This is a genomic window from Lentzea alba (assembly GCF_047445655.1).
GTDB classification, from domain to species: Bacteria; Actinomycetota; Actinomycetes; order Mycobacteriales; family Pseudonocardiaceae; genus Lentzea; species Lentzea alba_A.
In genome coordinates this window covers 39638-60341 of the sequence record NZ_JAJAEG010000047.1, presented here as the reverse complement: position 1 = coordinate 60341, position 20704 = coordinate 39638, and the positions used below count along the sequence as shown (strand labels likewise).

The following is a 20704-nucleotide window of genomic DNA, read 5'->3' as shown; positions in this document are numbered from 1 at the left end:
GGCAATGTAGATCGCCTCCATAAATTCACTCGCAGATCGCCGGAAATCTGCGGTCGTCACCATGCGAGGGGATTTGTCATGGGATTCAGGGGAACGCTCGGCCTGGTCGTCACCGGAGCCGCGCTCGTCATGTCCGTCATGCCCGCGACGGCGTCCGCGGCCGGCCAGGCGTACTACGTCAAGAACGCGAACACGAGCCGCTGCCTGGACACCAACAGCACGGGCAACGTCTACACCCACGACTGCAGCGGCAACACCAACCAGCGCTGGATCATCGCCGGCGGCAAGTTCACGAACGTCGCCACCAAGCGCTGCCTCGCCAGTGACGGCGTTTCCGCGGCCGCCCGGCCGTGCTCGGTGACCGCGGTCCAGCAATGGACGAGCACCGCGGACGTGAAGAAGTACCTCGAATGGAACAACAGCGGCCGCTGCCTGCACAACACCGGCGGACAGAGCGAGCACGCGGGAATGAACCCGTGCGGCAGCCTTTCGTCCCGCTGGACTTTCGTCAAGGTCTGATCCCCCGACAGCAGAAACGGAATTCCCGCGATGTCCTCCAGAATCGGCAGAGCGGTCGTCGGCGTCGCCGTGACCGCGATGGCGCTGACGCTCGCCCCGACCGCCGCCCAGGCCGCCGCTCCCGCGCTCGAACTGCCGTTCATCTGCGGCACGTCGTGGAAGGGCGACTCCGGCTCCAGCAACGCGCACAAGAACAAAGAGATCGACTTCAACATGTCCGGCACCAGCGGTGACGGGGACCTCGGTGAGCCGGTGCTCGCCGCCGCGGCCGGCACCCTGCGGTGGGAGGGCGGCGAGACCTCCGACTACGGCAACTACCTGGAGATCGACCACGGCGACGGCTGGACGACGCTGTACGCACACCTCGACAAGAAGTCCGTGCACAACGGGGCCGTCGTGCGGCAGGGCCAGGTCATCGGCACGGTCGGCAACACCGACGGCAACTCCCCCGGTATCAGCGCGCACCTGCACTTCGAGCTGCGCGACCGCGGCAGCGGCCAGGGCTGGCCGGAGTTCATCCGGCCGGCCTCGTTCCACGGCGACCCGTTCGACTACGCCACCGGTACCGAGACCTACGTCAGCCAGAACTGCGGCACGCTGAACAAGGCGGCCAAGAGCATCAACGGCGACAAGTACGACGACGCGATCGGTGTCGACGCCGAGGGTGTCGCGTGGATCTACCACGGCAGGTCCGGCGGTGGCTTCAGCGCGGCCGTGCGCCTCGGCGGTGGCTGGGGTTCGTTCAGCCGCATCGCCGTCAACGACTCGAACGGCGACGGCTGGGCGGACCTGTTCGCGGTCAAGGACGGCACCCTGCACTACTGGCACAACCGCGGCAACGCGACGTTCGCCGCGGCGCAGGAGGTCGGTCCCGGCTGGGCGGCGTTCGAGTACATCTCGTTCGTCGACATCAACGCCGACAACAAGACCGACATCCTCGCCCGTGACGGCGGGAAGATGTACGTCTACACCGGACAGGGCTCCGGCGCGTTCTCCGCGAGGTCGCTGCTCGGCGAGGGCTGGGCGGGGCTGGCGCGGCACTCCGGCGGTGACGCCGACGCGGACGGTGACGGCGACATCTGGGCCACCAACAGCTCCGGCGAGTTGTTCTTCTGGCGCAAGGACTCCGGCGGTTACTCCACGGCGGCGCAGGTCGGCTCCGGCTGGAACGGATTCCGGCAGCTGGTGGCGATGGACGTGAACGGCGACTCGAAGTCCGACCTCGTGGCGATCCGCACCTCGGACAACACGTTGTGGCAGTGGCTCGGCGGTGGCGCCGGGACGTTCGGCAAGGCAGTGCAGATCGGCAGCGGCTGGTCCGGCTTCGAACTGGCGGTGAACTGAGATGAAGCTCCTCTCTGGTGTTCTGGTGGCGGTTGCGCTGCTGGGCTTCGCTCCAAGTGCCCAGGCCGCCGGCGACATCGACCTGTGCGTGTCCAACGGCCGTACCGCCGGCTTCAGCGGTGAGAAGCTCGTCGTCGCGGTGGCGGTCGGCATGGCCGAGTCCCGTTGCGATCCCTCTGCTCGTTATGTGAACAGCGACAGCCACAACTCGGTCGACCGAGGCCTGTGGCAGATCAACGACCACTGGCACCCGGAGGTCAGCGACAGCTGCGCCTACAACGCCGCGTGCAACGCCCGTGAGGCGTACAGGATCTCCGACCAGGGCACCGACTGGACTCCGTGGTCGACCTACAAGTCGGGCCGCTACAAGGAGTTCATGGACGACGCCCGCGCCGCCATCGGTGCTCCCCCGGCGCCCGTGCTGCCGTCCAAGAGCGTGAACGGCGACAAGTACGACGACGCACTGGGCGTCGACCCGTCCGGCACGGCGTGGATCTACAAGGGCAAGGCGGGCGGCGGGTTCATGGCCGGCACGCGCCTCGGCCCGGGCTGGGGCGGGTTCTCCCGGATCGGCATCGGCGACTCGAACGCCGACGGCCTGGCCGACCTGTGGGCGATCGGTGGCGGCACGCTCTACTACTGGCACAACCAGGGCGGAGGCTCGTTCTCCTCGGCTCAGACCGTGGGCACCGGCTGGGCGGCGATGGAGAACGTGGCGTTCGGCGACGTCAACGGCGACAACAGGACCGACATCCTCGCCCGCGACGGCGGCAACATGTACCTCTACGTCGGCCGCGGCAACGGCAAGTTCGCCGAGCGGGTCCTCGTCGGTGCCGGGTGGGCCTCGCTGGCCCGGCACACCTCCGGTGACGCCGACGGTGACTCGGACGGCGACATCTGGGCGACGAACTCGGCCGGTGAGCTCTTCTTCTGGAAGCGCAACGGTGCCGACTTCGCCAACGCGGTGCAGGTCGGGTCGGGGTGGAACGGGTTCCGGCAGATGACCTCGATGGACGTCAACGGAGACCTCAAGGCCGACCTGGTGGCCGTTCGCACGTCGGACAACACGCTCTGGCAGTGGCTGGGAACCGGGACCGGTGGATTCGGGTCGGCCACGCAGATCGGGTCCGGCTGGACCGGCTGGGATCTCGCGGCCAACTGAAGTGACACGGCCGGCCCTCATCGCGAGGGCCGGCCGTTCTCACGTGCTCGGCACGCTGAGGCCGAGCTGTTCGAGCGCCTGCTCGGTCCACTCCCGGTGCATCTGCATGTCGAGCTTCCCGAACAACCGCCACGCCTGGTCGAAGCAGGCGGCGGCGTGATCGGCGCGGCCGGTGCGGTGCGCCACCCAGCCGAGGCTGTAGAGGGTCTCCGCCTTGCCGACGCTCTCGTCCGCCGGGGAGAACGCGACCTGCGAGCGGGCCATCAGCTCGGCCGCCCGGTCCGCGTCACCCTGCTGGGCGTGGACGGCGGCCAGGACGTGCAGCGCCAGCGCCTCGTCACGGGGACAGGACGCCGCGCCGAACAGCTCGACGGCCTCCATCAGCGCGCGCTCGGTCGCCTTCAGGTCGCCGCGGGCGTTGTGGTGCAGGCCCATGCTGAACAACGTGCAGGCTCGCCCGTACGCGCACCCCAGCTCGCCGAAGATCGCCAGCGAGTCGTCGAGCAACCTCTCCGCGTCGTCGAGGCGACCCTGGTTCCTGCGGACAACCCCCAAGCCCTGCAAGGAGAACGCCTCACCGCAGTCGTCCTCGCAGTCGCGGAACACCTGCAGCGCACGGGAAAGCTCGACCACCGCGTCGTCGTGACGACCGTGGAACATGTGGACGCTGCCGAGGCCGAGGTCTGCGTAGGCGTGTCCGTGCGCTTCGTCGAGATCGGCGAAGAGTCGTTGCGCTGCCTCGAAATGCGCGCTCGCCTCGTGGAAGTGGTCGCGGTAGAACGCCAACGCGCCGAGGCCCTGACGCAGGACCGCCTGGTGGTGTCCGTCCCCGGCGCGCTCGGCCGCCTCCAGCGCGAGCGTGTGGGTCCGCCGCCACAGGTCGTAGTGGCCGTGCAGGTCGAACAACGTCGTCAGCACGCCGGTGACCTCACATCCCAGCGTCGTCAGGCCCAGTGCGATCGCCTGCCCGGCCACCGCGACCAGGGCGTCGCGCTCGGTTTCGAGGAACGTGAGCGGGTCGCCTGTTGCCTGGTTCGGCACCGAGCCGCGATCGGGCAACCGCACCTTGAGGAACCGGCACGGCAGGTCGGCCTCCGCCCGCACGGCCAGGTCGAGCCACGCCGTGAAGGCTCTTCGCAGCGCCTCGGTGCGGGCCTCCTCCTGTTCCAGCGCGCGCTCGCGCCCGAACACCCTGAGCAGTTCGTGGAACCGGTAGCGGCCGGGACCGGCGGACTCCAGCAGGTGCACGTCGGCCAGGCTGTCGGTGATCTCCTCCGCGTCCGGCACCTCGACGTCCAGCAGCGGACCGGCCACCCAGCCGGGGAAGTCGGGCACGTCCAGCAGGCTCAGCAGCCGGAACGCGCGCTGCTGGTCGTCCGTCAACGTCTGGTAGCTCAGCGCGAGGCTGGCGCGCGCCTCCAGGTCGTCGATCCGCAGCTCGTTGAGCCGCGTGCCCTCACCGGCCAACCGGTCGGCGAGCCGCCCGACCGTCCAATGTGCGCGCCGCGCCAGCCGGGAGCCGGCGATCCGCAACGCCAGCGGGAGGTTGCCGCAGTAGCGCGCCACCTCGGCGGCGGCGCCGGGATCCGCGCTCACCCGGTCCGGCCCGGCGATCGACGCCAGCAACCGCACGGCGTCCTGTGCGCCGAGGACGTCGAGCCGCACCGTGTAGGCCCCGGCCGTCTCGACGAGCTGCACCCGGCTGGTGATCAGCACCGCGGACCCCGCCGAACCGGGCAGCAACGGCCGGACCTGCGCCATGCCCGCCGCGTCGTCCAGCACGATCAGCACCTGCCGCGCGGCCAGCTGCGACCGGTACAGCGCGGCCTGTGCCTCCAGGTCGTCCGGCACGGCGTGCGGGTGCACGCCGAGCGCGATCAACAGCTCCGCGAGCACGGTCGCCGGGTCGCGCGGTGACGGCGACGTACCGCCCAGCCGCACGTAGAGGTGCCCGCCGCGGAAACCGGCGCCGACCTCGTGCGCCACCCGCACCGCGAGCGCCGTCTTGCCGACCCCCGCCTTGCCGGTGATGGCGGCGACCACGCCGGATCTTCGTTCGTCGGTGAGCAACCGGACCAGTTCCGCCGTCTCGGCAGCGCGTCCGGTGAAGTTCTCGCAATCGGACGGCAGCTGCATCGGCCGCACGACGCGTTGGGATGCCGCGGGCGTGCCTCTGAGGACCTCCTGGTGCAGCAGCTGCACCTCGTCGCACGGCTCGACGCCGAGCGCCTCGACCAGCACGCCTCGCAGCGCCCGGTAGGTCTCCAGCGCCTCAGCCCGCCGGCCGGCCCGGTGCTGGGCGAGGATGAGCCTGCGCCACAGCCCTTCCCTGAGCGGATACTGCCGCACCAACGCACCCAGCTCGGTGATGGCGGTGCTGAGCTGCCCGGCCGCGAGCCGCGCGTCGGCGAAGTCCTCACGGGCGGAGGCGGCCATCTCCTCCAGCCGCACCACCTCGACCTCAAGCCACCCGGCCCGCTCGACGTCCTCCAGCGGCGCACCTCGCCACGTTTTCCACGCCTCTTCCCAAAGCGCCACAGCTTTGTTGGCATCGCCTGCCTGCATCGCGGTGCGCGCCCGTTCGGCGGTCGCCTGGAAAATCGTGCTGTCGAGCTCGTCCGGTTCGAGACGCAGCAAATAGCTGCCGCTGTCGGTGACCACCCGGTCCGTCAGGCCGATGCCCGCCAGGTCCTGCCGCAACCGGCTCACGTGCGTGTGCACGTTCGCGACCGCCGACGCGGGTGGGCGCTCGCCCCACAGCGCCTCGACGATGTCCGGCAACCCGACCGGCTGATGCGGCCTGACCAGCAACGCGGCCAGCAGCGCCCGTTGGCGCTGGCTGGCCTGCGACAGCCGCAGGCCGTTGTTCGTGACGCGCAGCGGTCCCAGGACCGCGAACGTCGCTGTAGTAACCAAGGCTCCCCCACCCGGTCCAAGCAACGGCTCCGGAGCGTAGCAGCGTCGCCACCGTGCGGGAACGGCTCGCTGTAGGTGCTCTGTAGGTGACCTGTAGATCGGTTTTTCTAGATTCCCCTCAGGTCGCGACGAAAAGCGCGATCACCGCAAAGGGGATTTTTTCATGGAATTCAAGGCAATGCTGCGCCGAGCCGCCGGTGGGGTGGCGGCGGTCGCGGCTTCGGGCGCGATGCTGATCGCACCGGCCTCGGCCGCTCCGGCTCCGCAGGGCGAGATGGGCGTCACGGCGCTCTACACCATCAAGCACCCGAACACCGGCAACTGCCTTGCCGCCAACCTCGCGAACCAGGTCTACCTGGCGGAGTGCAACGACACATCCTCACAGCGGTGGTCCAACGACTCCGCCGGGGTGTTCAGGTCCGACCTCTTCATCTCCCCCAGGATGTGCCTGGCCTCGAACGGCGAGAACGTCTTCCTCCTGGAATGCGGCACCGATTCCTCTCAGTGGAAGACCACCGCGACCAACCCGAAACTCGTCAGCCTCCGGGATGAACCGACCAAATGCCTTCACACGAAGAGCGGCGTGGTCGGAAGGTTCGCCTACATGATCGACTGCAGGGAAGCAGCGCGCTGGGTGTTCGTCTGAGACCGGGGGTGTGGCGGGCCGCCTCCCCCAGGGGTGGCCCGCTGTTCCCCCTCAACGCGACAAATCCGCGATTATCACCAAGGGGATTCTCCATGGAATTCAAGGCAATGCTCCGCCGAGTTGCCGGCGGCGTGGCGGCGGTCTCGGCTTTGGGCGCGATGCTGATCGCACCTGGCTCGGCCGGCGCATCCGTCACCGCCGACCCCTCCACGAAGTTCGAAGTCGTCTACGGCGCCACCATCGGATCCGGAACCATCCGCTGGCACCAGCGGTCCGTCGACGTCGACTACACGCTGAAGGCCAGCTACTGCCGCCGGCTCTATGCGTTCGCCTACGACCGCCAGGGGTTCGAGCGCTCCAAGAGGAGCACCAGCCTGCACTGCAACGACATCTCGTCGGACACCTGGAACCTGCCTGTTGACCTCGCCGGCGGTCCTGGCTGGGTCCACATCTGCATCGCCAACGAAGCCGACCAGTACGTCAAGTGCGAGGAGTACAAGGTCCCGGCCTGACAGTCATTCAAACAAAATCCTCGATTATCACCAAAGGGATCACTGATGAAATTCAAGGGAATGCTGCGCCGGGTCGCCGGCGTGGGAGTGGCGGTCGCGGCAGTGGGCTCGATGCTGATCGCACCTGCCTCGGCGGCTCCGGCAGCACAGGACGAGGTCAGCGCCGCAGCGGAGGTGAACATCCTGCACGCAAGCACGCGGGTCTGCCTGGCCGGCAACGACAAGTACGAGGTCGGCCTCGAGTGCAACGGCACCGCCCACGAGAGGTGGGTGAACTTCACGTCCAAGGGCGTTGGCAGGTTCCGCAACGTGGAGTACAACGCGTGCCTGGCATCGGACGGCTTGAAGGTCTTCCTCATGGACAGGTGCGACACGCCGTCGTCCGGGTGGACCAGTCTCCCCGGCTCTCCGAAGCTCCTCCGGCACGCGGTGGAAACCACCAAGTGCCTGCACACGAACGCCGGTACGCCTGGTAGGTGGGCCTACCTGATCGACTGCGATCAGGCCACGCGCTGGAGCGTGCTCCCCGCAGCCTGACCCTGGGGGTGTGGCGGGCCGTCTCCCCCAGGGGCGGCCCGCCGTTCTCCCTCGACGCGACAAATCCGTGATTATCACCAACGGGAATTGACCATGGAATTCAGGGGAATTCTTCGGACGGTCGCCGGCGTGGGGGCGGTAGCAGCGGTGGGCGCGATGCTGATCGCACCCGTCCCGGCCTCGGCGGCGCAGGACCAGGGCGGCATCACGAAGGTCTACCGGATTCAGCACGAGGACACGCGCAAGTGCCTGGACGCCAACTCGGACCGCAAGGTCGGTCTGGCGGACTGCGACGGCACGTCCTGGCAGGACTGGGACAACTACGCTCCGGGCCGGTTCAAGCACCTGGCGACCGGGCTGTGCCTCGCCTCTGACGGCGCTGAGGTCTTCACCATGCCGTGCGGCACGCCGTCGTCCACCTGGACGATCCCCGCCGTCGCCCCTGGCTCGCCGAGGCACATCAGGCACGGCGTGGAGGCCACGGAGTGCCTGCACACGAGCAGCGGGTCTCCCGGGACGTTCGGGGATCTGACCGACTGCGCGACGGGCACGCGCTGGTACGTCATTTGAACTCGGAGGTGCGGCCCGGGTCGTCCCCCGGGCGGCCCGCCGTTCCGGAACAAGACACACGGGTGTCGGATTGATCAACCATGGTGCACAGTGGTGGGGTGAACCCTCGACCGTCGGGAGGCCACCATGGGCGAGGACGTCGCGAAGCACGAGTTCACGCGCGAGGACCGCACGCGGTACCGCACCAAGGTGCGGCGATGCCTCGACGTGTTCGCCCGGATGCTGCGTGAGTCGAGGTTCGACTTCGAGAGGCCGATGACCGGCCTGGAGATCGAGATCAACCTCATCGACGAGCAGGGCGACCCGGCGATGAAGAACCACGAGGCGCTCGAGGTCATCGACGACCCCGACTTCGTGACCGAGCTCGGCCAGTGGAACATCGAGATCAACGTGGCGCCCCGACGGCTCGCGGGCGGGGGCATCACCTCGTTCGAGGAGACCGTGCGGCGCAGCCTCAACTCCGCCGAGGAGAAGGCGCGCGAGGTCGGCGCGCACATGGTCATCAACGGCATCCTGCCGACGCTGCGGACCAAGCACGTCCAGCCCGACCAGCTGTCCAGCAACCCGCGGTACGCGCTGCTCAACGAGCAGGTGCTGGCCGCGCGCGGTGAGGACCTGCAGATCTCCATCGACGGCGTGGAGCGGCTGCACCTCACGGCCAGCTCGATCGTGCCCGAGGCGGCCTGCACCAGCACGCAGCTGCACCTGCAGGTGTCGCCCGAGCAGTTCCCCGCCTACTGGAACGCCGCCCAGGCCATCGCCGGCGTGCAGGTCGCGGTGGGCGCGAACTCGCCGTTCTTCCTCGGCAAGGAGCTGTGGCGCGAGACCCGCATCGCGTTGTTCCAGCAGGCCACCGACACCCGTGGCGACGAGCTCAAGGCGCAGGGCGTGCGGCCGCGGGTGTGGTTCGGCGAGCGGTGGATCAACTCGATCTTCGACCTGTTCGAGGAGAACGTCCGGTACTTCCCCGCGTTGCTGCCCATCTGCGACGACGAGGACCCGCTCGCCGTGCTCGACCACGGCGACACGCCGGCGCTCAGCGAGCTGAAGCTGCACAACGGCACCATCTACCGCTGGAACCGCCCCGTGTACGACGTGGTCCGGGACCGCCCGCACCTGCGCGTCGAGAACCGGGTGCTGCCCGCCGGCCCCACCATCGTCGACACGCTGGCGAACGGCGCGCTGTACTTCGGCCTCGTCCGCGCGCTGGCGGAGGACGAGCGTCCACTGTGGTCGCAGATGAGCTTCCAGGCCGCGGAGGAGAACTTCAACGCCGCCTCCCGCAACGGCTTGGACGCGCAGATGTACTGGCCCGGTGTCGGCACCGTGCCCGTTGTGGAGTTGGTGTTGCGGCGCCTCCTTCCTCTCGCGCACGAGGGCCTGATCCGCTGGGGGGTCGACTCGGCTGAGCGCGACCGGCTGCTCGGTGTGATCGAGCAGCGCTGTCTCACCGGCGTGAACGGCGCGACCTGGCAGGCACGCGAGTTCCACCGGCACTACGACCACACGCACCTGGATCGCGCGGACGCACTGCGCACGATGCTCAAGTCCTACGTGGAACTGATGCACGCCAACGAGCCCGTGCACACGTGGCCCGTCACCGGAGCCTGAGCAACCAGACCCCGACCAACATCACCCAGGCGATCGTCAGCACGGACACGACGATCACCAGCACACCCACGCCGATCACCGCGGCCACACCGACAACGCCCGTAACCACACCCATGTAACGGGTCAGCCCGCGCAGCTCCACACTGATCAACGCGATGCCCAGCGCCGGAACGCCGATCGCGTACAACGCGAACAGCCCCGAGCCGAGCACCGACGACGCATGAGTGGCCGCGGCCGCCAGCGAGGCCTGGTCCGGAAGGACGCTCATCCGCACCAGGGCCGCGTAGTTCGGCCACGCGACTGCCAGGTCCAGCACGACGAAGAGAACCAGGAACCCGGCACCGAGCATCAGGGGCAGCGAGCGGCGCAGTTCTCGGACCAGCGCCACGACCACCGGTAAGAAGAGGATATCGGTCAGCACCGACAGAAAGATGATGAGCGTCCAGACCAGGGTCTTGTCGGCGAAGTACGCCAGCCACGCGGCTCCGTCCTCGCCGGGCGGAACCGCCCCGGCGGCGATGTAGAGCCCCGTGATGACCAGGTAGCACAAAGCAAGGAGCAGTGCGGAGAACCCGCCGGTCCTCCGCACTGCTCCATCTGCGCCCGCTGTGTCAGTCACGAACCAATCGTGACGCGAACATCAGCTCGTCGGGAAGTTGTCCGGGGTCCGGATGCGCTCGCGCACCCACACGCCGGCTTCCTTCAGCACACCGGTGCCCGAGAAGTTCGTGCCGGAACACGTACCCGTCTTGAACACCGCCCCCGACAGACCGTCGTCGGAGTAGTTCCAGTTGGCCCACGAGATCTTCTTCTGCGCCATCAGGTCGATGTACTTCTGCGACGTCGTGAAGTCGTTCGAACCGCCACCGGACGCGGTCTGCGTGCCGAACTCGGTCACGAACACCGGAACAGCGCTGGAGACGCGGTTCAGGACGTCGATGTACGCCTGCTTGTGCGAGTTGGCGTAGAAGTGGAACGAGTACATGAAGTTGGTCGCGTTGACCTTGTTGTTCAGCACCACCGACGGGTCCTCGCCGTCGGAGTGGCCGAACGTCGACCAGCCGTTCGTGCCCGAGACGATGAGGCTGTCCGGGTCGATGTTGCGGATGACCGGGATCATCTGCTCGGCGTAGGACTTCACACGAGCCCACGACGTGCCGTTCGGCTCGTTCGCGATGTCGTAGATGATGTTGGTCTTGTCCTTGTGCCGCTGAGCGATCTCGGTGAAGAACGTCTTGGCGCGGGACAGGTTGTAGTTCGGGTCACCCGGCGAGAGCTGGTGCCAGTCGACGAGGACGTAGATGCCGCGACGCGTGGCTTCCTCGATGTACCCGTGCATCATGTCGGTGAACTTGCGCGGGTTGGTCTCGTACCCGCCTTCCTGGATGTACATGGCGACGCGGATGAAGTCCGCGTTCCAGTCGTTCACCAGCGCGTCCCACCACTGGGACTTGGAGCACTGGTGGTACCACTGGATGCCGTGCGTGCTCATGCCGCGCAACTGGATGGGCTTGCCGTACTGGTTGCACAGCTGCACACCACACACACGCAGCAGGCCGTTGATGTCGTGCGGCCTGGTACCACCGGGGGTTCCGGGCGTGGTCTTCACCGTGAGCGAGTTCGACGCGCCGGACAGGTTCCCGGCCGCGTCACGTGCCTGCACGGTGAACGTGTACGACGTGTCCGGGGTGAGTCCGCTGACGGTGTGGGTGGTGCCGGTGGCGGTCTGCCCGTTGGACAGCACGTACCCGGTCACGCCCACGTTGTCCGTGGACGCGTCCCACGCCAGTGTGATCGACGACGAGGTCTGCGCGGTGGAGCGCAGGTTGCCCGGCGTCGAGGGCGCGACCGTGTCCGGCGGGCCCGACGGCGGTTCGACGTCCACGCGGTCCAGGTTCGGGCCGCCGTTGGACGTCGTCGCGACCGTCTTGATCGTGTTGGTGCCGGCGTTCAGCGAGACCGTGGTGGTGCGGGTCTGCCACGTCGTCCACGCGCCCGTGCCGGGGAACGAGAGCTCGTCCGCCGCCAGCGAGCCGTTCACCGAGATGTCCATCGGGCGGTTGGCCGTGGTGCCGTTGGCGAACCGGAACGTGAGCGTCGCCTGACCCGCGCTGGGCGAGGTCACGGTGAACTCGACGGAGCTGCCGACCTCGTTGTCGTAGTTCACGAAGCCCGAGCCGGTGAAGCCGGCGTGGTTGGACTCCACGAGGCCGTTCGAGATCGTCGCGTTCTCCGCCTGGTACTGCGTGGGGGCGGCGATCGCGACAGCGGGCACGGCGAGCGCTAGCGCTGCCGGTAGGACCAGGAACAGGGATCTGGCCACAGGGTGCCTCCTGTGATGGGGAACAGCAGGGTGGCGGCGATTTAGTTAGGAAGGTTTCCTATCAGTTGTGCGATGAATCACAGCACTAGACCACTGCGCCTGTCAACAAATTCGCGCGACCGGAACTGGCCCGATCGGGCATCCTCACCTGCGATGAGATCCACAGTCACCGTGACACCAGCACAGCTTCCGGAGGTGCTGCTGCACGTCGCCGTCGTCCGACCGGTCTTCCTCTGGGGAGCACCGGGTATCGGCAAGTCCTCGCTCGTGCGCAAGTTCGCCGCCGAGCTGGGCCTGGAGTGCGTCACGCTGCTGGGCACGCAGCTCGCGCCGGAGGACCTCATCGGAGTTCCGGAACTGGTCGGTGGCCGATCCCGGTTCGCCCCACCGGAATCGATCGCCCGCCACGACCCGTACTGCCTGTTCCTGGACGAACTGAACGCCAGCAGCCCCGAGGTGCAGAAGGCGTTCTACTCGCTGATCCTCGACCGCCGCATCGGCTCCTACGAGCTGCCGAAGGGCTCCATCGTGATCGGCGCCGGCAACCGGGCGGTCGACAACGCACTGGCGCGCCCGATGGCGTCCGCGCTGGTCAACCGCATGGTGCACGTGCACCTGACAGCGTCGGCCCGCGACTGGCTGGGGTGGGCGCGCGAGAACGGCATCCACCCGTGGGTGCTGGAGTACCTGACGCAACGCCCGGACCACCTGTGGAGCGCGGCGCCGAAGGTCGAGGAGACGTTCTCGACGCCACGTGGCTGGCACATGCTGTCCGACGCGCTGCACTCGTTCAGCGACGACATCTCCGAGGACATCCTCGGCGTGCTGGCGTTCGGCACGCTCACCGCGAACCACGCCTCGATGTTCAAGGCGTTCGTGAAGACCGTGCGGCACGCGTACGGGCTGGAGGCCGTGCTGCGCGGGGACGTCCGCTGGCCGTCCGCGCCGGCCGACCGGGACCTGCTGTACTTCCTGGGCGAGGCGTTCCGCGCCCGGCTGGTGAAGGAACTGCCGCACGACAAGGCACACGCGTCGGCGGCGGGCAAGCAGCTCGCGCACCGCGGCAAGGCGCTGCTGCTGGAGCTGGCCGAGCTGTCGCTGGAGATCGCGCAGATGGTGATCGCGGCCGACGACGACGGCAACCCCGTGCTGCCCGCGTGGTTCCTCGTCGAGGTCACCCGCGATCTGCCGCGGTTGGTAGCGGCGAGGGCATGAGCCGCCGCCAGAAGGCTCGCATCGACCCCGCCGCGCTGGCATTTGCGGCGGCGGACCAGCGGATCGACTCTCATCCGCTGTTCGCCGCCCTCAGCACGTACGTGCGCCGCGACTCCGCACACCCGTGGGCGGACATCTCGCTGGACGGGTTTCTGCTGGCCCATCCGACGCGTAAGGCGAGCGAGGACGAGTGGGCGTGGGTGTTCGCACATTGCTTGCTGCACTTGGGTTTTGGGACGTTCTCCTGTGACGACGTGCTCGACTTCCAGCCCGCGCTGAAGTTCGGCACGCGCCCGTTCTCCTGGGAACCGGGCAGGTGCGTGCGCGGCGAGGCGTCGAAGGAGCCCGAGAAGTGGGCACAGCGGTTCGCCACTGGCCTGTCGAACGCCGCGGTGGCCGCGATCGACGTGGCGGGCGGCGCGCGGTCGTCGTTGTCCGACACACGGCCGATGAAGACCGAGTGGGATCTCGCGCTGAGCTGGTTCGTGTCGAACTACCCGCTGCTGGGCGCGCTGGCGTCGGTGATGAAGGTCGTGGCGGACGCGGAACTGGCGAGGGGCTGGGACATCTCGATCGCGGCGGTGTCCACGGCCTCTGCCGAGATCTACGTGAACCCGCTCGCCGGGCTGAAGCGGGACGAGTGGCGTTTCGTGCTGGCGCACGAGATGTTGCATGCCGCGCTGCGCCACTGCGACCGGGTCGGCGGGCGAGATCCGTACCTGTGGAACATCGCCGCGGACTTCGTGGTCAACGGCTGGCTGGTCGAGATGGGTGTCGGGTCTGCGCCGGAAGGCGTGCTGCACGATCCGGAGCTGCGCGGACTGTCGGCGGAGTCCGTCTACGACCGGATCGCGGTCGACCTGCGGCGCTACCGGAAGCTGATGACGTTGCGGGGCAAGGGCGGTGACCTGCTCGGGGAACCTCTGCGCGGTCCCGCCGACGTCACGGACCTGGACGAGTTCTACCGGCGTGCCCTGCTGACCGGGTTGAGCTATCACACGTCTTCGCGCGGTCTCTTGCCCGCCGGACTGGTCGAGGAGATCCGCGCGCTGGAGCATCCGCCGTTGTCGTGGGACGCCCAGCTGGCCCGGTGGTTCGAGGAATTCGTTCCCGCCGTGGAAAAGCGGCGCACCTACGCCCGTGCGTCGCGGCGGCAAGCGTCCACTCCGGACATTCCACGGCCTGGCTGGGTGCGGCCGGAGTCGCTGGAGTCACGTCCCACGTTCGGGGTCGTGCTCGACACGTCCGGGTCGATGGATCCCAAGCTGCTGGGCAAGGCGCTCGGTGCGATCGCCTCCTATGCCGCGGCACGTGACGTGCCTGCCGCACGCGTGGTTTTCTGTGATGCGGTGGCATATGACGCGGGATACGTGCCCGTTGAGGACATCGCGGGCCGGGTTTCGGTGCGCGGGCGCGGCGGCACGGTGCTGCAGCCCGGCATCGACCTGCTCGAACGCGCCTCCGACTTCCCTTCCGCAGGACCGGTCCTGGTCATCACCGACGGGTGGTGCGATGTCCTGCGGATCCGGCGCGAGCACGCTTTCTTGATACCCGCGGGCGCGCACCTGCCGTTCCGCGCGCGCGGACCCGTTTTCCGGATGTCCTGATGGAGATCGCCTGCGACGAGTCGGGTTCCGAGGGCGAGAAGCTCGTCGGCGGGGTCACCGCGGTCTTCGCGCACGCCGGGGTGGGCCTCACGCACTCCGAGGCTGCCTCGTGTGTCGCCTCGTTGCGGGAGATGATCAAGTCGCCGGCTGTCGAGTACAAGGCGAACCACTTGCTGCGGGCCAAGAACCGGTGGGTGCTGCTGTGGTTCCTCGGCCCCGACGGCCCGTTGGCGGGTCGGGCACGCGTGCAGCTCGTGGACAAGCGGCGGTTCCTGGCCTCACGGGTGCGCGCGGAGTTCGGCCAGGTGTCGGGACCTTTGGAGCTCTACAACGACCTGCTGCGCGCCCGCGGGCCGCGCGGGACGCTGGACCCGCTGTTCCCGGCGATCCTGCGGGCCGTCGCACAGTGGGGCGGGCCGGTGTCGATCGTGCACGACCAGCAGCTGTCGCTGACGGTCGGCCGGATCCGGCAGCTCCAGCAGCTGGCACCGCGACTGAAAAGCCTGACGTTGGTGGACTCGCAGTACGACGCACGGGTGCAGGTGGCCGATTTCCTGGCCGGGATCGCGCGCCGCGTCGCGGAGGAAGAACTGAACGGGCGGCCGGATCTTGAAGTGATCGGGCTGTTGAGGCCTTTTGTCGTCGGACCGAGGATGTGGCATGCCTGACCTGATCTTCAGCGACCCGCGGCTGGCGCGGATCTACGACGTCTTCGACGGGCCGCGCGACGATCTGGAGCTGTATCTGGGGATCGCGGACGAGGTCGGGGCCTCCAGCGTGCTCGACGTCGGGTGCGGCACCGGGTGTCTGGCCGTGCTGCTGGCCGAGTCCGGGCGCACCGTTGTCGGGGTGGATCCCGCGCTGGCGTCGCTGGAGATCGCGCGGGCCAAGGATTCGCGGGTCACGTGGATTCACGGGGACGCGACTTCGTTGCCTGCGCTGGAGGTCGATCTCGCGACGATGACCGGGAACGTGGCGCAGGTGTTCCTCGGTGACGACTGGGAGGCCACGCTCCGGGGCGTGCACGGTGCGCTGAAGCCCGGCGGGCACTTCGTGTTCGAGACTCGGCGGCCGGAAGCGCGGGCGTGGGAACGCTGGGCGGAACCCACTCGCCGCGTGCTGGACGGCGTGGAGGAGTACCGCGAGATGCTCGACGTGAGCCTGCCGCTCGTGTCGTTCCGGCACACCTACCGCTTCCCGGACGGCACGGAGATCGCCTCGGACTCGACGCTGCGTTTCCGGTCGTACGACGAGGTCGCGGAAAGCCTGGTGGCGTGCGGATTCCAGGTCGTGGACGTGCTGGACGCGCCGGACCGGCCGGGCTACGAGTTCGTGTTCGTCGCCGAGCGCGTCAGCTGACCAGCGCCGGCTGCTTCCACGCCTGCACCAGCCAGGGCAGGATCCGCGGCATCCGGTCGGCCACGATGTCGTGCAGCACCAGCACCATCCGGCCGGAACGATCAGGTCCGGCGTCCAGCCACACGGCCTGCATCAGCACCCCGGCCTGGAGGTCGAGCCCCGCCTCCGCCCGCGCCAGTGCGGCGTCCGTGGCGGCGGCGGGGTCCGCGACCTCGACGTGCGAGAAGCCGGAACGACACAGTTCGGGATGCAGTGCCACGAGGGAATCCACCGCGGCGGCGAGGCGTCCGACGCCCAAACCTGCCCGAACCTGCACCGTAATCGCTCTCACGTTAGGAGAGCCTAACCTACGCTCCAGGCGGGATTGCGCCCACTGAGTCCCAGGACACGGTCGAAAAGCGGCGCGTTCGAGTCGACCTCCACCGCCGCTCCGAACAGCGAGCCGTCGCGGTCGTCCGGGCCGATCGACGACACGAAGCCGTGGACCACCTCCAGGTGCTCCGGCGCGACCTCGAAGGGCTGGCCGGTGGCACGGGCGAGGTCCCAGCCGTGGAGCACGATCTCGTCCAGCGTGACCGCCGCCGCGACCTCACCCGGCAGGTCGACACCGCCCGCGGCCGTCATGCCCTCCCACGCGTCGGGCGAGCGCCACACCTGCGCCAGCTCGAAGAGCCTGGCCGGCATCGACTCGCGGAAGTCCAGCGGCAGCCGGGACGCGTCGCCGGATCCGGCGCCTTCCAGCGGGGTCTTCAGCGCGGCCATCGTGAACGCGACCGACAGACCGTTGATGTGGTCCAGCAGGTCGCCGACCGTGTACTCGGGGCACGGTGTCGGGGCCTTCAGGTCGCCGTCCGACACGTTGCGCACCAACGCCGCCATCTGTTCTGTCGCAGGGCCTAAGTCGTACATCAGTACCCGTCTCCTCCCCAGAACTGTTCTTCGAGCATGTCCGCCGTGCCGGCGAGCAGCTGGAGCGGGTCGGTGAACTCGTGGATGTCGAGGTCGGCCAGCGGCAACGAGTGCCGCACCACCACGTGCTCCCCCATGATCGCGAGGCCGCACGCCACGGTGGACTTGCCGACCTCCTCCAGGACGTCCCGGAGGTTCACCTCCGAGGCCAACCCGCACGGGGAGGCGATCTGCACCCACTCGTGCATCTTGTCGAGCACTTCACGGACGATGATCACGACCTGCGTGCGTTCGTCGTCGTCCTCCTCCTCGTCCCCGAAGGTGAAGAGGATCCTCAGCTCCTCGTCCTCGTCGTGGATGACGTCGTACTCGGCGCGGACGTAATCCGCGAGGTCTCCCCAACTCGCCATGGCGCAACCCTACTTGCCGCGATCGCCCACAGCCCGACGACGAGCACCGCGCCGACCTCCGCGGCGAGCAAGATCCTCTCGATGTAGCCCAACGGGAACACCCGCCACCACCGAACGTCCGAGGCCACACCCATCGCGATGGCGTAGAGGATCGGCATGAACGCGACAACGCTCAGCAGACCGGACGCCATCGTCCACTTCGCGTGCTTGCCCCACACGTGGTCCTTCAGCCACGGCCTGGCCAGCGCGATGATGGCGATCGGCAGGCTGACGAACGCGATCATGCTGCCGAACCGGTGGATGCTGCCGCTGACCTCGTTGGTGCCCATCGCCCAGTTCGTCTTGGGGAACGCGACCACCAGGAACAGGCCGACCGACCACAGGATCAGCGCGATCGCACCGGTCGAACGCCACTTCGTCAGTCCCTTGTGGACGAGCGCGGCGAGGATCGCCAGGGAACCGATGGCGAGCAGCAGCACGGCGGCGTCGAAGACGGGGCGGTAGTCGCCCAGCGCGTACTCGCTGATCGTGCGGCGGAGCGGGCCGACGGTCAGGTCGAGCAGACCGACCATCGCCACCGTCGCGACGACAGCGAGTGAACCGCCGGTGGCGGCGAGTCGTGGAATCAGCACATACCGCCCAACGCCGGGGTGAACCTGTGCGGTTCCTGGGTTCAGGAAGCCGACAGGATCCCCCAAGGTTTCTGACAGGTTCAGCTCAAGACGCTCCCGCAGGTGATGTTGACCTGCGCTCCCGTCATCGCGCGCCCCCAGTCCGAGGCCGCGAACACCGCCGCACGTCCGACGTCCTTGAGCGTGGCCGCCCTGCCCAGCACCGTCTCGCGCACGATGTCGGGCTCGACCTGGGCGCGCACGGCCGCGTCGGTGATCGTCTCGGGGATGCCGCCGGTCTGCAGCGTCACGACCCGGACGCCGTGCTGGCCGAGCTCCGCGGCCAGCTGCCGGCGCATCGCCTCGACCGCGTCGAACGCCGTGACCAGGCCGCCGAGGTGCCAGCGGCGGTGTACCTGGGCGTCACCGGTGCCACCGAAGAACATGATCACGCCGCTCTTCTGCTTGATCATGTGCCTGGCGGCGGCACGGGCGGTGAGGAACTTCGAGCGGACGCTGGTGACGACCGGGCTGAGGTAGTCGTCCACGTCCATCTCGTGGAACGGGATGCCCTGCACGTCGTTGTCCGAGATGACGTTCACCGAGATGTCGATGCGCTCGAACGTGGCCGCGTGCTGGTCGACGCCGTACTCGTCCAGCGCGTCGACCACGGTCCACTTGGCGCCGAGCGGGTCCGCCGCCTTGCGCAGCGACTCCTCCGTGCGGCCGACCAGGTGCACGTCGGCGTCCGCCTCGGTGAACGCCTTGGCGATCGCACGGCCGATGGTGCCGGCGCCGCCGTAGATGACTGCCGTCTTGCCGTTGAGATTCATCGGTAGGCCCTGAACCAATCGATCTCGAACTGCTTCGGATACCGCCCGGACCGCTCCGGCCCGAACTCGAACACCGCGAGCTGGAACTGCATCGGGTAGTCCGGCGCCTGCCGAACCGTGTTGACCAGCTCGTCGTCCACGAAGAAGTCGACCCGGCCAGGTTGCCAGTCTGCGCCGTAGACGTGGAACTCGCGCGCGTCGATCGGCACGTCCACGACCTCGAACTCGTCCTTGATCCTCGGATCACCGAACGGGTGCACACCCATCCCGATGCCGGTGTTCGCGGGCCACACGTGCTTGCCGAAGATCTCCGCGATGCAGATCTCCGCCGAGTGCTCCGGCACGTCCTCCAGGCCGATCATCCACAGCGCGACCATGCAGTTGGGGTCGTCGATCGCCTTGCACCTGATCTCGAACCGGCCGTAGGTGGGGGTGTAGAGCCGCAGGTCCTGCTGCTTCTCGCGCACTTCGAGGTCCGGGCGGAAGCGGGACTGGCCCTCGGTGAGGGCGGTCTGGAGGCCGGAGACCCTGGTGTCGCCGTCGTACTCCGGGCACCACGGGTCCTGGTCGGCGTCGATGCGGAGCGTGAGGCCGTCGTCGTTGCGGTAGCGGGCGGCGGTGGCCGACCTGGAACTCCAGTGCGGCAGGTAGTGGGGGTGCCACCGGTCCAGCGTGGTGAACCGGTCTTCGAACTCGAGCTCTCGTCCGGTCATGTCACTGAGGGTAACTCCTACTGGAGCGCGACCGCTGCTTCTGCGGCCACCGCGTCGGCGACCGCCGTCAACGCCGGTGAGTCGAGCTTCCACTGCTGCCAGTACAGCGGGATGTCGACGGTGCGGCCGGGTGCGAGGTCGACCAGGCCGTCCTGAAGTTGCTGCGGTGGCACCATTCCCCAGCCGAGCCCGGCCACGATCGCCCGCACGTAGACCTCCGACGACGGCACGTAGTGGCGGTGGTCCGACGCGCCGCGGCCGCGGGTCAGGGTGCGCACGAACCGGTCCTGCAGGTCGTCGTTGCGGTCGAACACCACGACCGGCGCGTCCGGCAGCCACGACTTCGCCGGACCTTCCGCATGTCTGTCCACAAAGGATTGACTTGCCGTTGCCGCGTAACGAATGCTGCCCAGCTTACGCACCGAACAGCCCGCGACCGGCTCGCGCGAGGACGTCACCGCCGCCATCACGAGACCCTGGCGCAGCAACGCCGTCGTGTGGTCCTGGTCCTCGCGGTGCAGGTCGAAGGAGATCTTCAGATCTGACGGAACCCGTTGCAGCGCGGGCAGGAACCAGGTCGCGAGCGAGTCGGCGTTCACCGCGATCGGCACCCGCACGACGGCGTCCTCACCGAGCGCGGCTTCGAGGTCCTGATCGAGAGCGAGCAGTTGCCGACCGTAACGGACCAGCACCTCCCCCGACGGCGTCAGCCGCACCGGCCGCGCCCGCACCAGCAGCACCCGGCCCGTTCGCTGCTCCAGCGCCTTGATGCGTTGGGAGACAGCGGAAGGGGTGACGTGCAACGCAGTGGCTGCGGCGTCGAACGTGCCCGCGTCGACCACCGCGAGCAACGTGCGCACCAGGTCCAGATCCATCACGGTTGCTAATGATACCTAAGAATCTTTAG

General features: G+C 68.4%; 22 protein-coding genes. 12 read left to right on the top strand and 10 right to left on the bottom strand.

Annotated features, from left to right (window positions below):
* The first annotated feature begins 78 nt into the window (after window positions 1-78).
* Genes LFM09_RS45830 through LFM09_RS45820 form a run of 3 tightly spaced genes read left to right on the top strand, consistent with a single transcriptional unit; the run spans window position 79 to window position 3025 of the window.
* A complete protein-coding gene (locus LFM09_RS45830; RefSeq protein ID WP_414102936.1) occupies window positions 79-519 on the top strand; it encodes an RICIN domain-containing protein in 441 nt (146 codons plus the stop codon).
* A gap of 30 nt (window positions 520-549) precedes the next feature.
* Window positions 550-1863, top strand: coding sequence for an FG-GAP-like repeat-containing protein (locus tag LFM09_RS45825; RefSeq protein ID WP_414102935.1), 1314 nt, complete (start codon window positions 550-552; stop codon window positions 1861-1863).
* Window position 1864: 1 nt separating this feature from the next.
* Window positions 1865-3025: an FG-GAP-like repeat-containing protein gene (locus LFM09_RS45820; protein WP_414102934.1), complete on the top strand. Its 1161-nt coding sequence runs from the start codon at window positions 1865-1867 to the stop codon at window positions 3023-3025.
* Window positions 3026-3064: 39 nt separating this feature from the next.
* Here LFM09_RS45820 and LFM09_RS45815 read toward each other — a convergent pair whose 3' ends face one another.
* Window positions 3065-5941, bottom strand: coding sequence for a BTAD domain-containing putative transcriptional regulator (locus tag LFM09_RS45815; RefSeq protein ID WP_414102933.1), 2877 nt, complete (start codon window positions 5939-5941; stop codon window positions 3065-3067).
* Window positions 5942-6104: 163 nt separating this feature from the next.
* On the opposite strand from LFM09_RS45815, the gene LFM09_RS45810 reads away from it, so the two are divergent.
* The 5 genes from LFM09_RS45810 to LFM09_RS45790 all read left to right on the top strand — a co-directional run bounded on the left by LFM09_RS45810 (window position 6105) and on the right by LFM09_RS45790 (window position 9817).
* Window positions 6105-6587 carry an RICIN domain-containing protein gene (locus tag LFM09_RS45810; protein ID WP_414102932.1) on the top strand — a complete coding sequence of 161 codons (483 nt, stop codon included), beginning with the start codon at window positions 6105-6107 and terminating at the stop codon, window positions 6585-6587.
* 92 nt (window positions 6588-6679) lie between these two features.
* On the top strand, window positions 6680-7099 hold the full coding sequence (locus LFM09_RS45805; RefSeq protein WP_414102931.1) for a hypothetical protein: 420 nt from the start codon (window positions 6680-6682) through the stop codon (window positions 7097-7099).
* A gap of 45 nt (window positions 7100-7144) precedes the next feature.
* The gene (locus LFM09_RS45800) at window positions 7145-7636 is read left to right on the top strand and encodes a hypothetical protein (RefSeq protein WP_414102930.1); all 492 of its coding nucleotides are present in this window, start codon (window positions 7145-7147) and stop codon (window positions 7634-7636) included.
* Between the two features lie 129 nt (window positions 7637-7765).
* Complete coding sequence (locus LFM09_RS45795) at window positions 7766-8206, top strand: ricin-type beta-trefoil lectin domain protein (protein WP_414102929.1); 441 nt, start codon at window positions 7766-7768, stop codon at window positions 8204-8206.
* A 126-nt stretch (window positions 8207-8332) separates the two neighbouring features.
* The gene (locus LFM09_RS45790; protein WP_414102928.1) at window positions 8333-9817 is read left to right on the top strand and encodes a glutamate--cysteine ligase; all 1485 of its coding nucleotides are present in this window, start codon (window positions 8333-8335) and stop codon (window positions 9815-9817) included.
* On the opposite strand, the gene LFM09_RS45785 is transcribed toward LFM09_RS45790, so the two are convergent.
* Together LFM09_RS45785 and LFM09_RS45780 are read right to left on the bottom strand one after the other, a co-directional pair.
* Window positions 9804-10436, bottom strand: coding sequence for a hypothetical protein (locus tag LFM09_RS45785; RefSeq protein ID WP_414102927.1), 633 nt, complete (start codon window positions 10434-10436; stop codon window positions 9804-9806). The two genes, LFM09_RS45790 and LFM09_RS45785, sit on opposite strands and share 14 nt — an antisense overlap.
* A 21-nt stretch (window positions 10437-10457) precedes the next feature.
* A complete protein-coding gene (locus LFM09_RS45780; RefSeq protein ID WP_414102926.1) occupies window positions 10458-12140 on the bottom strand; it encodes a cellulase family glycosylhydrolase in 1683 nt (560 codons plus the stop codon).
* A 153-nt stretch (window positions 12141-12293) separates the two neighbouring features.
* Between LFM09_RS45780 and LFM09_RS45775 the strand changes: the two genes are divergently transcribed.
* From LFM09_RS45775 to LFM09_RS45760, 4 genes are read left to right on the top strand one after another with little or no spacing between them, the layout of a single operon-like run.
* A complete protein-coding gene (locus LFM09_RS45775; protein WP_414102925.1) occupies window positions 12294-13355 on the top strand; it encodes an ATP-binding protein in 1062 nt (353 codons plus the stop codon).
* On the top strand, window positions 13352-14962 hold the full coding sequence (locus LFM09_RS45770) for a DUF2201 family putative metallopeptidase (protein WP_414102924.1): 1611 nt from the start codon (window positions 13352-13354) through the stop codon (window positions 14960-14962). Before LFM09_RS45775 ends, LFM09_RS45770 begins: the two co-directional genes overlap by 4 nt.
* Complete coding sequence (locus LFM09_RS45765; protein WP_414102923.1) at window positions 14962-15630, top strand: NAD-dependent protein deacetylase of SIR2 family; 669 nt, start codon at window positions 14962-14964, stop codon at window positions 15628-15630. The genes LFM09_RS45770 and LFM09_RS45765 overlap by 1 nt, the downstream gene beginning before the upstream one ends.
* The gene (locus LFM09_RS45760) at window positions 15623-16321 is read left to right on the top strand and encodes a class I SAM-dependent methyltransferase (RefSeq protein WP_414102922.1); all 699 of its coding nucleotides are present in this window, start codon (window positions 15623-15625) and stop codon (window positions 16319-16321) included. The genes LFM09_RS45765 and LFM09_RS45760 overlap by 8 nt, the downstream gene beginning before the upstream one ends.
* On the opposite strand, the gene LFM09_RS45755 is transcribed toward LFM09_RS45760, so the two are convergent.
* The 7 genes from LFM09_RS45755 to LFM09_RS45725 all read right to left on the bottom strand — a co-directional run bounded on the left by LFM09_RS45755 (window position 16314) and on the right by LFM09_RS45725 (window position 20672).
* Complete coding sequence (locus LFM09_RS45755) at window positions 16314-16652, bottom strand: hypothetical protein (protein WP_414102921.1); 339 nt, start codon at window positions 16650-16652, stop codon at window positions 16314-16316. The genes LFM09_RS45760 and LFM09_RS45755 overlap by 8 nt on opposite strands.
* A gap of 11 nt (window positions 16653-16663) precedes the next feature.
* On the bottom strand, window positions 16664-17230 hold the full coding sequence (locus LFM09_RS45750) for a TIGR03086 family metal-binding protein (protein ID WP_414102920.1): 567 nt from the start codon (window positions 17228-17230) through the stop codon (window positions 16664-16666).
* The gene (locus tag LFM09_RS45745) at window positions 17230-17640 is read right to left on the bottom strand and encodes a hypothetical protein (RefSeq protein WP_414102919.1); all 411 of its coding nucleotides are present in this window, start codon (window positions 17638-17640) and stop codon (window positions 17230-17232) included. Before LFM09_RS45745 ends, LFM09_RS45750 begins: the two co-directional genes overlap by 1 nt.
* The gene (locus tag LFM09_RS45740; protein ID WP_414102918.1) at window positions 17565-18272 is read right to left on the bottom strand and encodes a DUF998 domain-containing protein; all 708 of its coding nucleotides are present in this window, start codon (window positions 18270-18272) and stop codon (window positions 17565-17567) included. The genes LFM09_RS45745 and LFM09_RS45740 overlap by 76 nt, the downstream gene beginning before the upstream one ends.
* 80 nt (window positions 18273-18352) lie before the next feature.
* Window positions 18353-19084: an SDR family NAD(P)-dependent oxidoreductase gene (locus tag LFM09_RS45735; protein ID WP_414102917.1), complete on the bottom strand. Its 732-nt coding sequence runs from the start codon at window positions 19082-19084 to the stop codon at window positions 18353-18355.
* Window positions 19081-19797, bottom strand: a complete 717-nt coding sequence (locus LFM09_RS45730) for a glycoside hydrolase family 16 protein (RefSeq protein WP_414102916.1) — start codon at window positions 19795-19797, stop codon at window positions 19081-19083. Before LFM09_RS45730 ends, LFM09_RS45735 begins: the two co-directional genes overlap by 4 nt.
* 17 nt (window positions 19798-19814) lie before the next feature.
* Complete coding sequence (locus LFM09_RS45725) at window positions 19815-20672, bottom strand: LysR family transcriptional regulator ArgP (protein WP_414102947.1); 858 nt, start codon at window positions 20670-20672, stop codon at window positions 19815-19817.
* Window positions 20673-20704: the final 32 nt, after the last annotated feature.

What these genes read in the sequence shown, in the direction of transcription:
- LFM09_RS45775 (WP_414102925.1), top strand. Translation starts at nt 12,294, where the DNA reads ATGAGATCCACAGTCACCGTGACACCAGCACAGCTTCCGGAGGTGCTG.
- LFM09_RS45820 (WP_414102934.1), top strand. Translation starts at nt 1,865, where the DNA reads ATGAAGCTCCTCTCTGGTGTTCTGGTGGCGGTTGCGCTGCTGGGCTTC.
- LFM09_RS45730 (WP_414102916.1), bottom strand. Translation starts at nt 19,797, where the DNA reads ATGACCGGACGAGAGCTCGAGTTCGAAGACCGGTTCACCACGCTGGAC.
- LFM09_RS45770 (WP_414102924.1), top strand. Translation starts at nt 13,352, where the DNA reads ATGAGCCGCCGCCAGAAGGCTCGCATCGACCCCGCCGCGCTGGCATTT.
- LFM09_RS45825 (WP_414102935.1), top strand. Translation starts at nt 550, where the DNA reads ATGTCCTCCAGAATCGGCAGAGCGGTCGTCGGCGTCGCCGTGACCGCG.
- LFM09_RS45750 (WP_414102920.1), bottom strand. Translation starts at nt 17,230, where the DNA reads ATGTACGACTTAGGCCCTGCGACAGAACAGATGGCGGCGTTGGTGCGC.
- LFM09_RS45790 (WP_414102928.1), top strand. Translation starts at nt 8,333, where the DNA reads ATGGGCGAGGACGTCGCGAAGCACGAGTTCACGCGCGAGGACCGCACG.
- LFM09_RS45805 (WP_414102931.1), top strand. Translation starts at nt 6,680, where the DNA reads ATGGAATTCAAGGCAATGCTCCGCCGAGTTGCCGGCGGCGTGGCGGCG.
- LFM09_RS45830 (WP_414102936.1), top strand. Translation starts at nt 79, where the DNA reads ATGGGATTCAGGGGAACGCTCGGCCTGGTCGTCACCGGAGCCGCGCTC.
- LFM09_RS45765 (WP_414102923.1), top strand. Translation starts at nt 14,962, where the DNA reads ATGGAGATCGCCTGCGACGAGTCGGGTTCCGAGGGCGAGAAGCTCGTC.
- LFM09_RS45745 (WP_414102919.1), bottom strand. Translation starts at nt 17,640, where the DNA reads ATGGCGAGTTGGGGAGACCTCGCGGATTACGTCCGCGCCGAGTACGAC.
- LFM09_RS45810 (WP_414102932.1), top strand. Translation starts at nt 6,105, where the DNA reads ATGGAATTCAAGGCAATGCTGCGCCGAGCCGCCGGTGGGGTGGCGGCG.
- LFM09_RS45725 (WP_414102947.1), bottom strand. Translation starts at nt 20,672, where the DNA reads ATGGATCTGGACCTGGTGCGCACGTTGCTCGCGGTGGTCGACGCGGGC.
- LFM09_RS45760 (WP_414102922.1), top strand. Translation starts at nt 15,623, where the DNA reads ATGCCTGACCTGATCTTCAGCGACCCGCGGCTGGCGCGGATCTACGAC.
- LFM09_RS45735 (WP_414102917.1), bottom strand. Translation starts at nt 19,084, where the DNA reads ATGAATCTCAACGGCAAGACGGCAGTCATCTACGGCGGCGCCGGCACC.
- LFM09_RS45800 (WP_414102930.1), top strand. Translation starts at nt 7,145, where the DNA reads ATGAAATTCAAGGGAATGCTGCGCCGGGTCGCCGGCGTGGGAGTGGCG.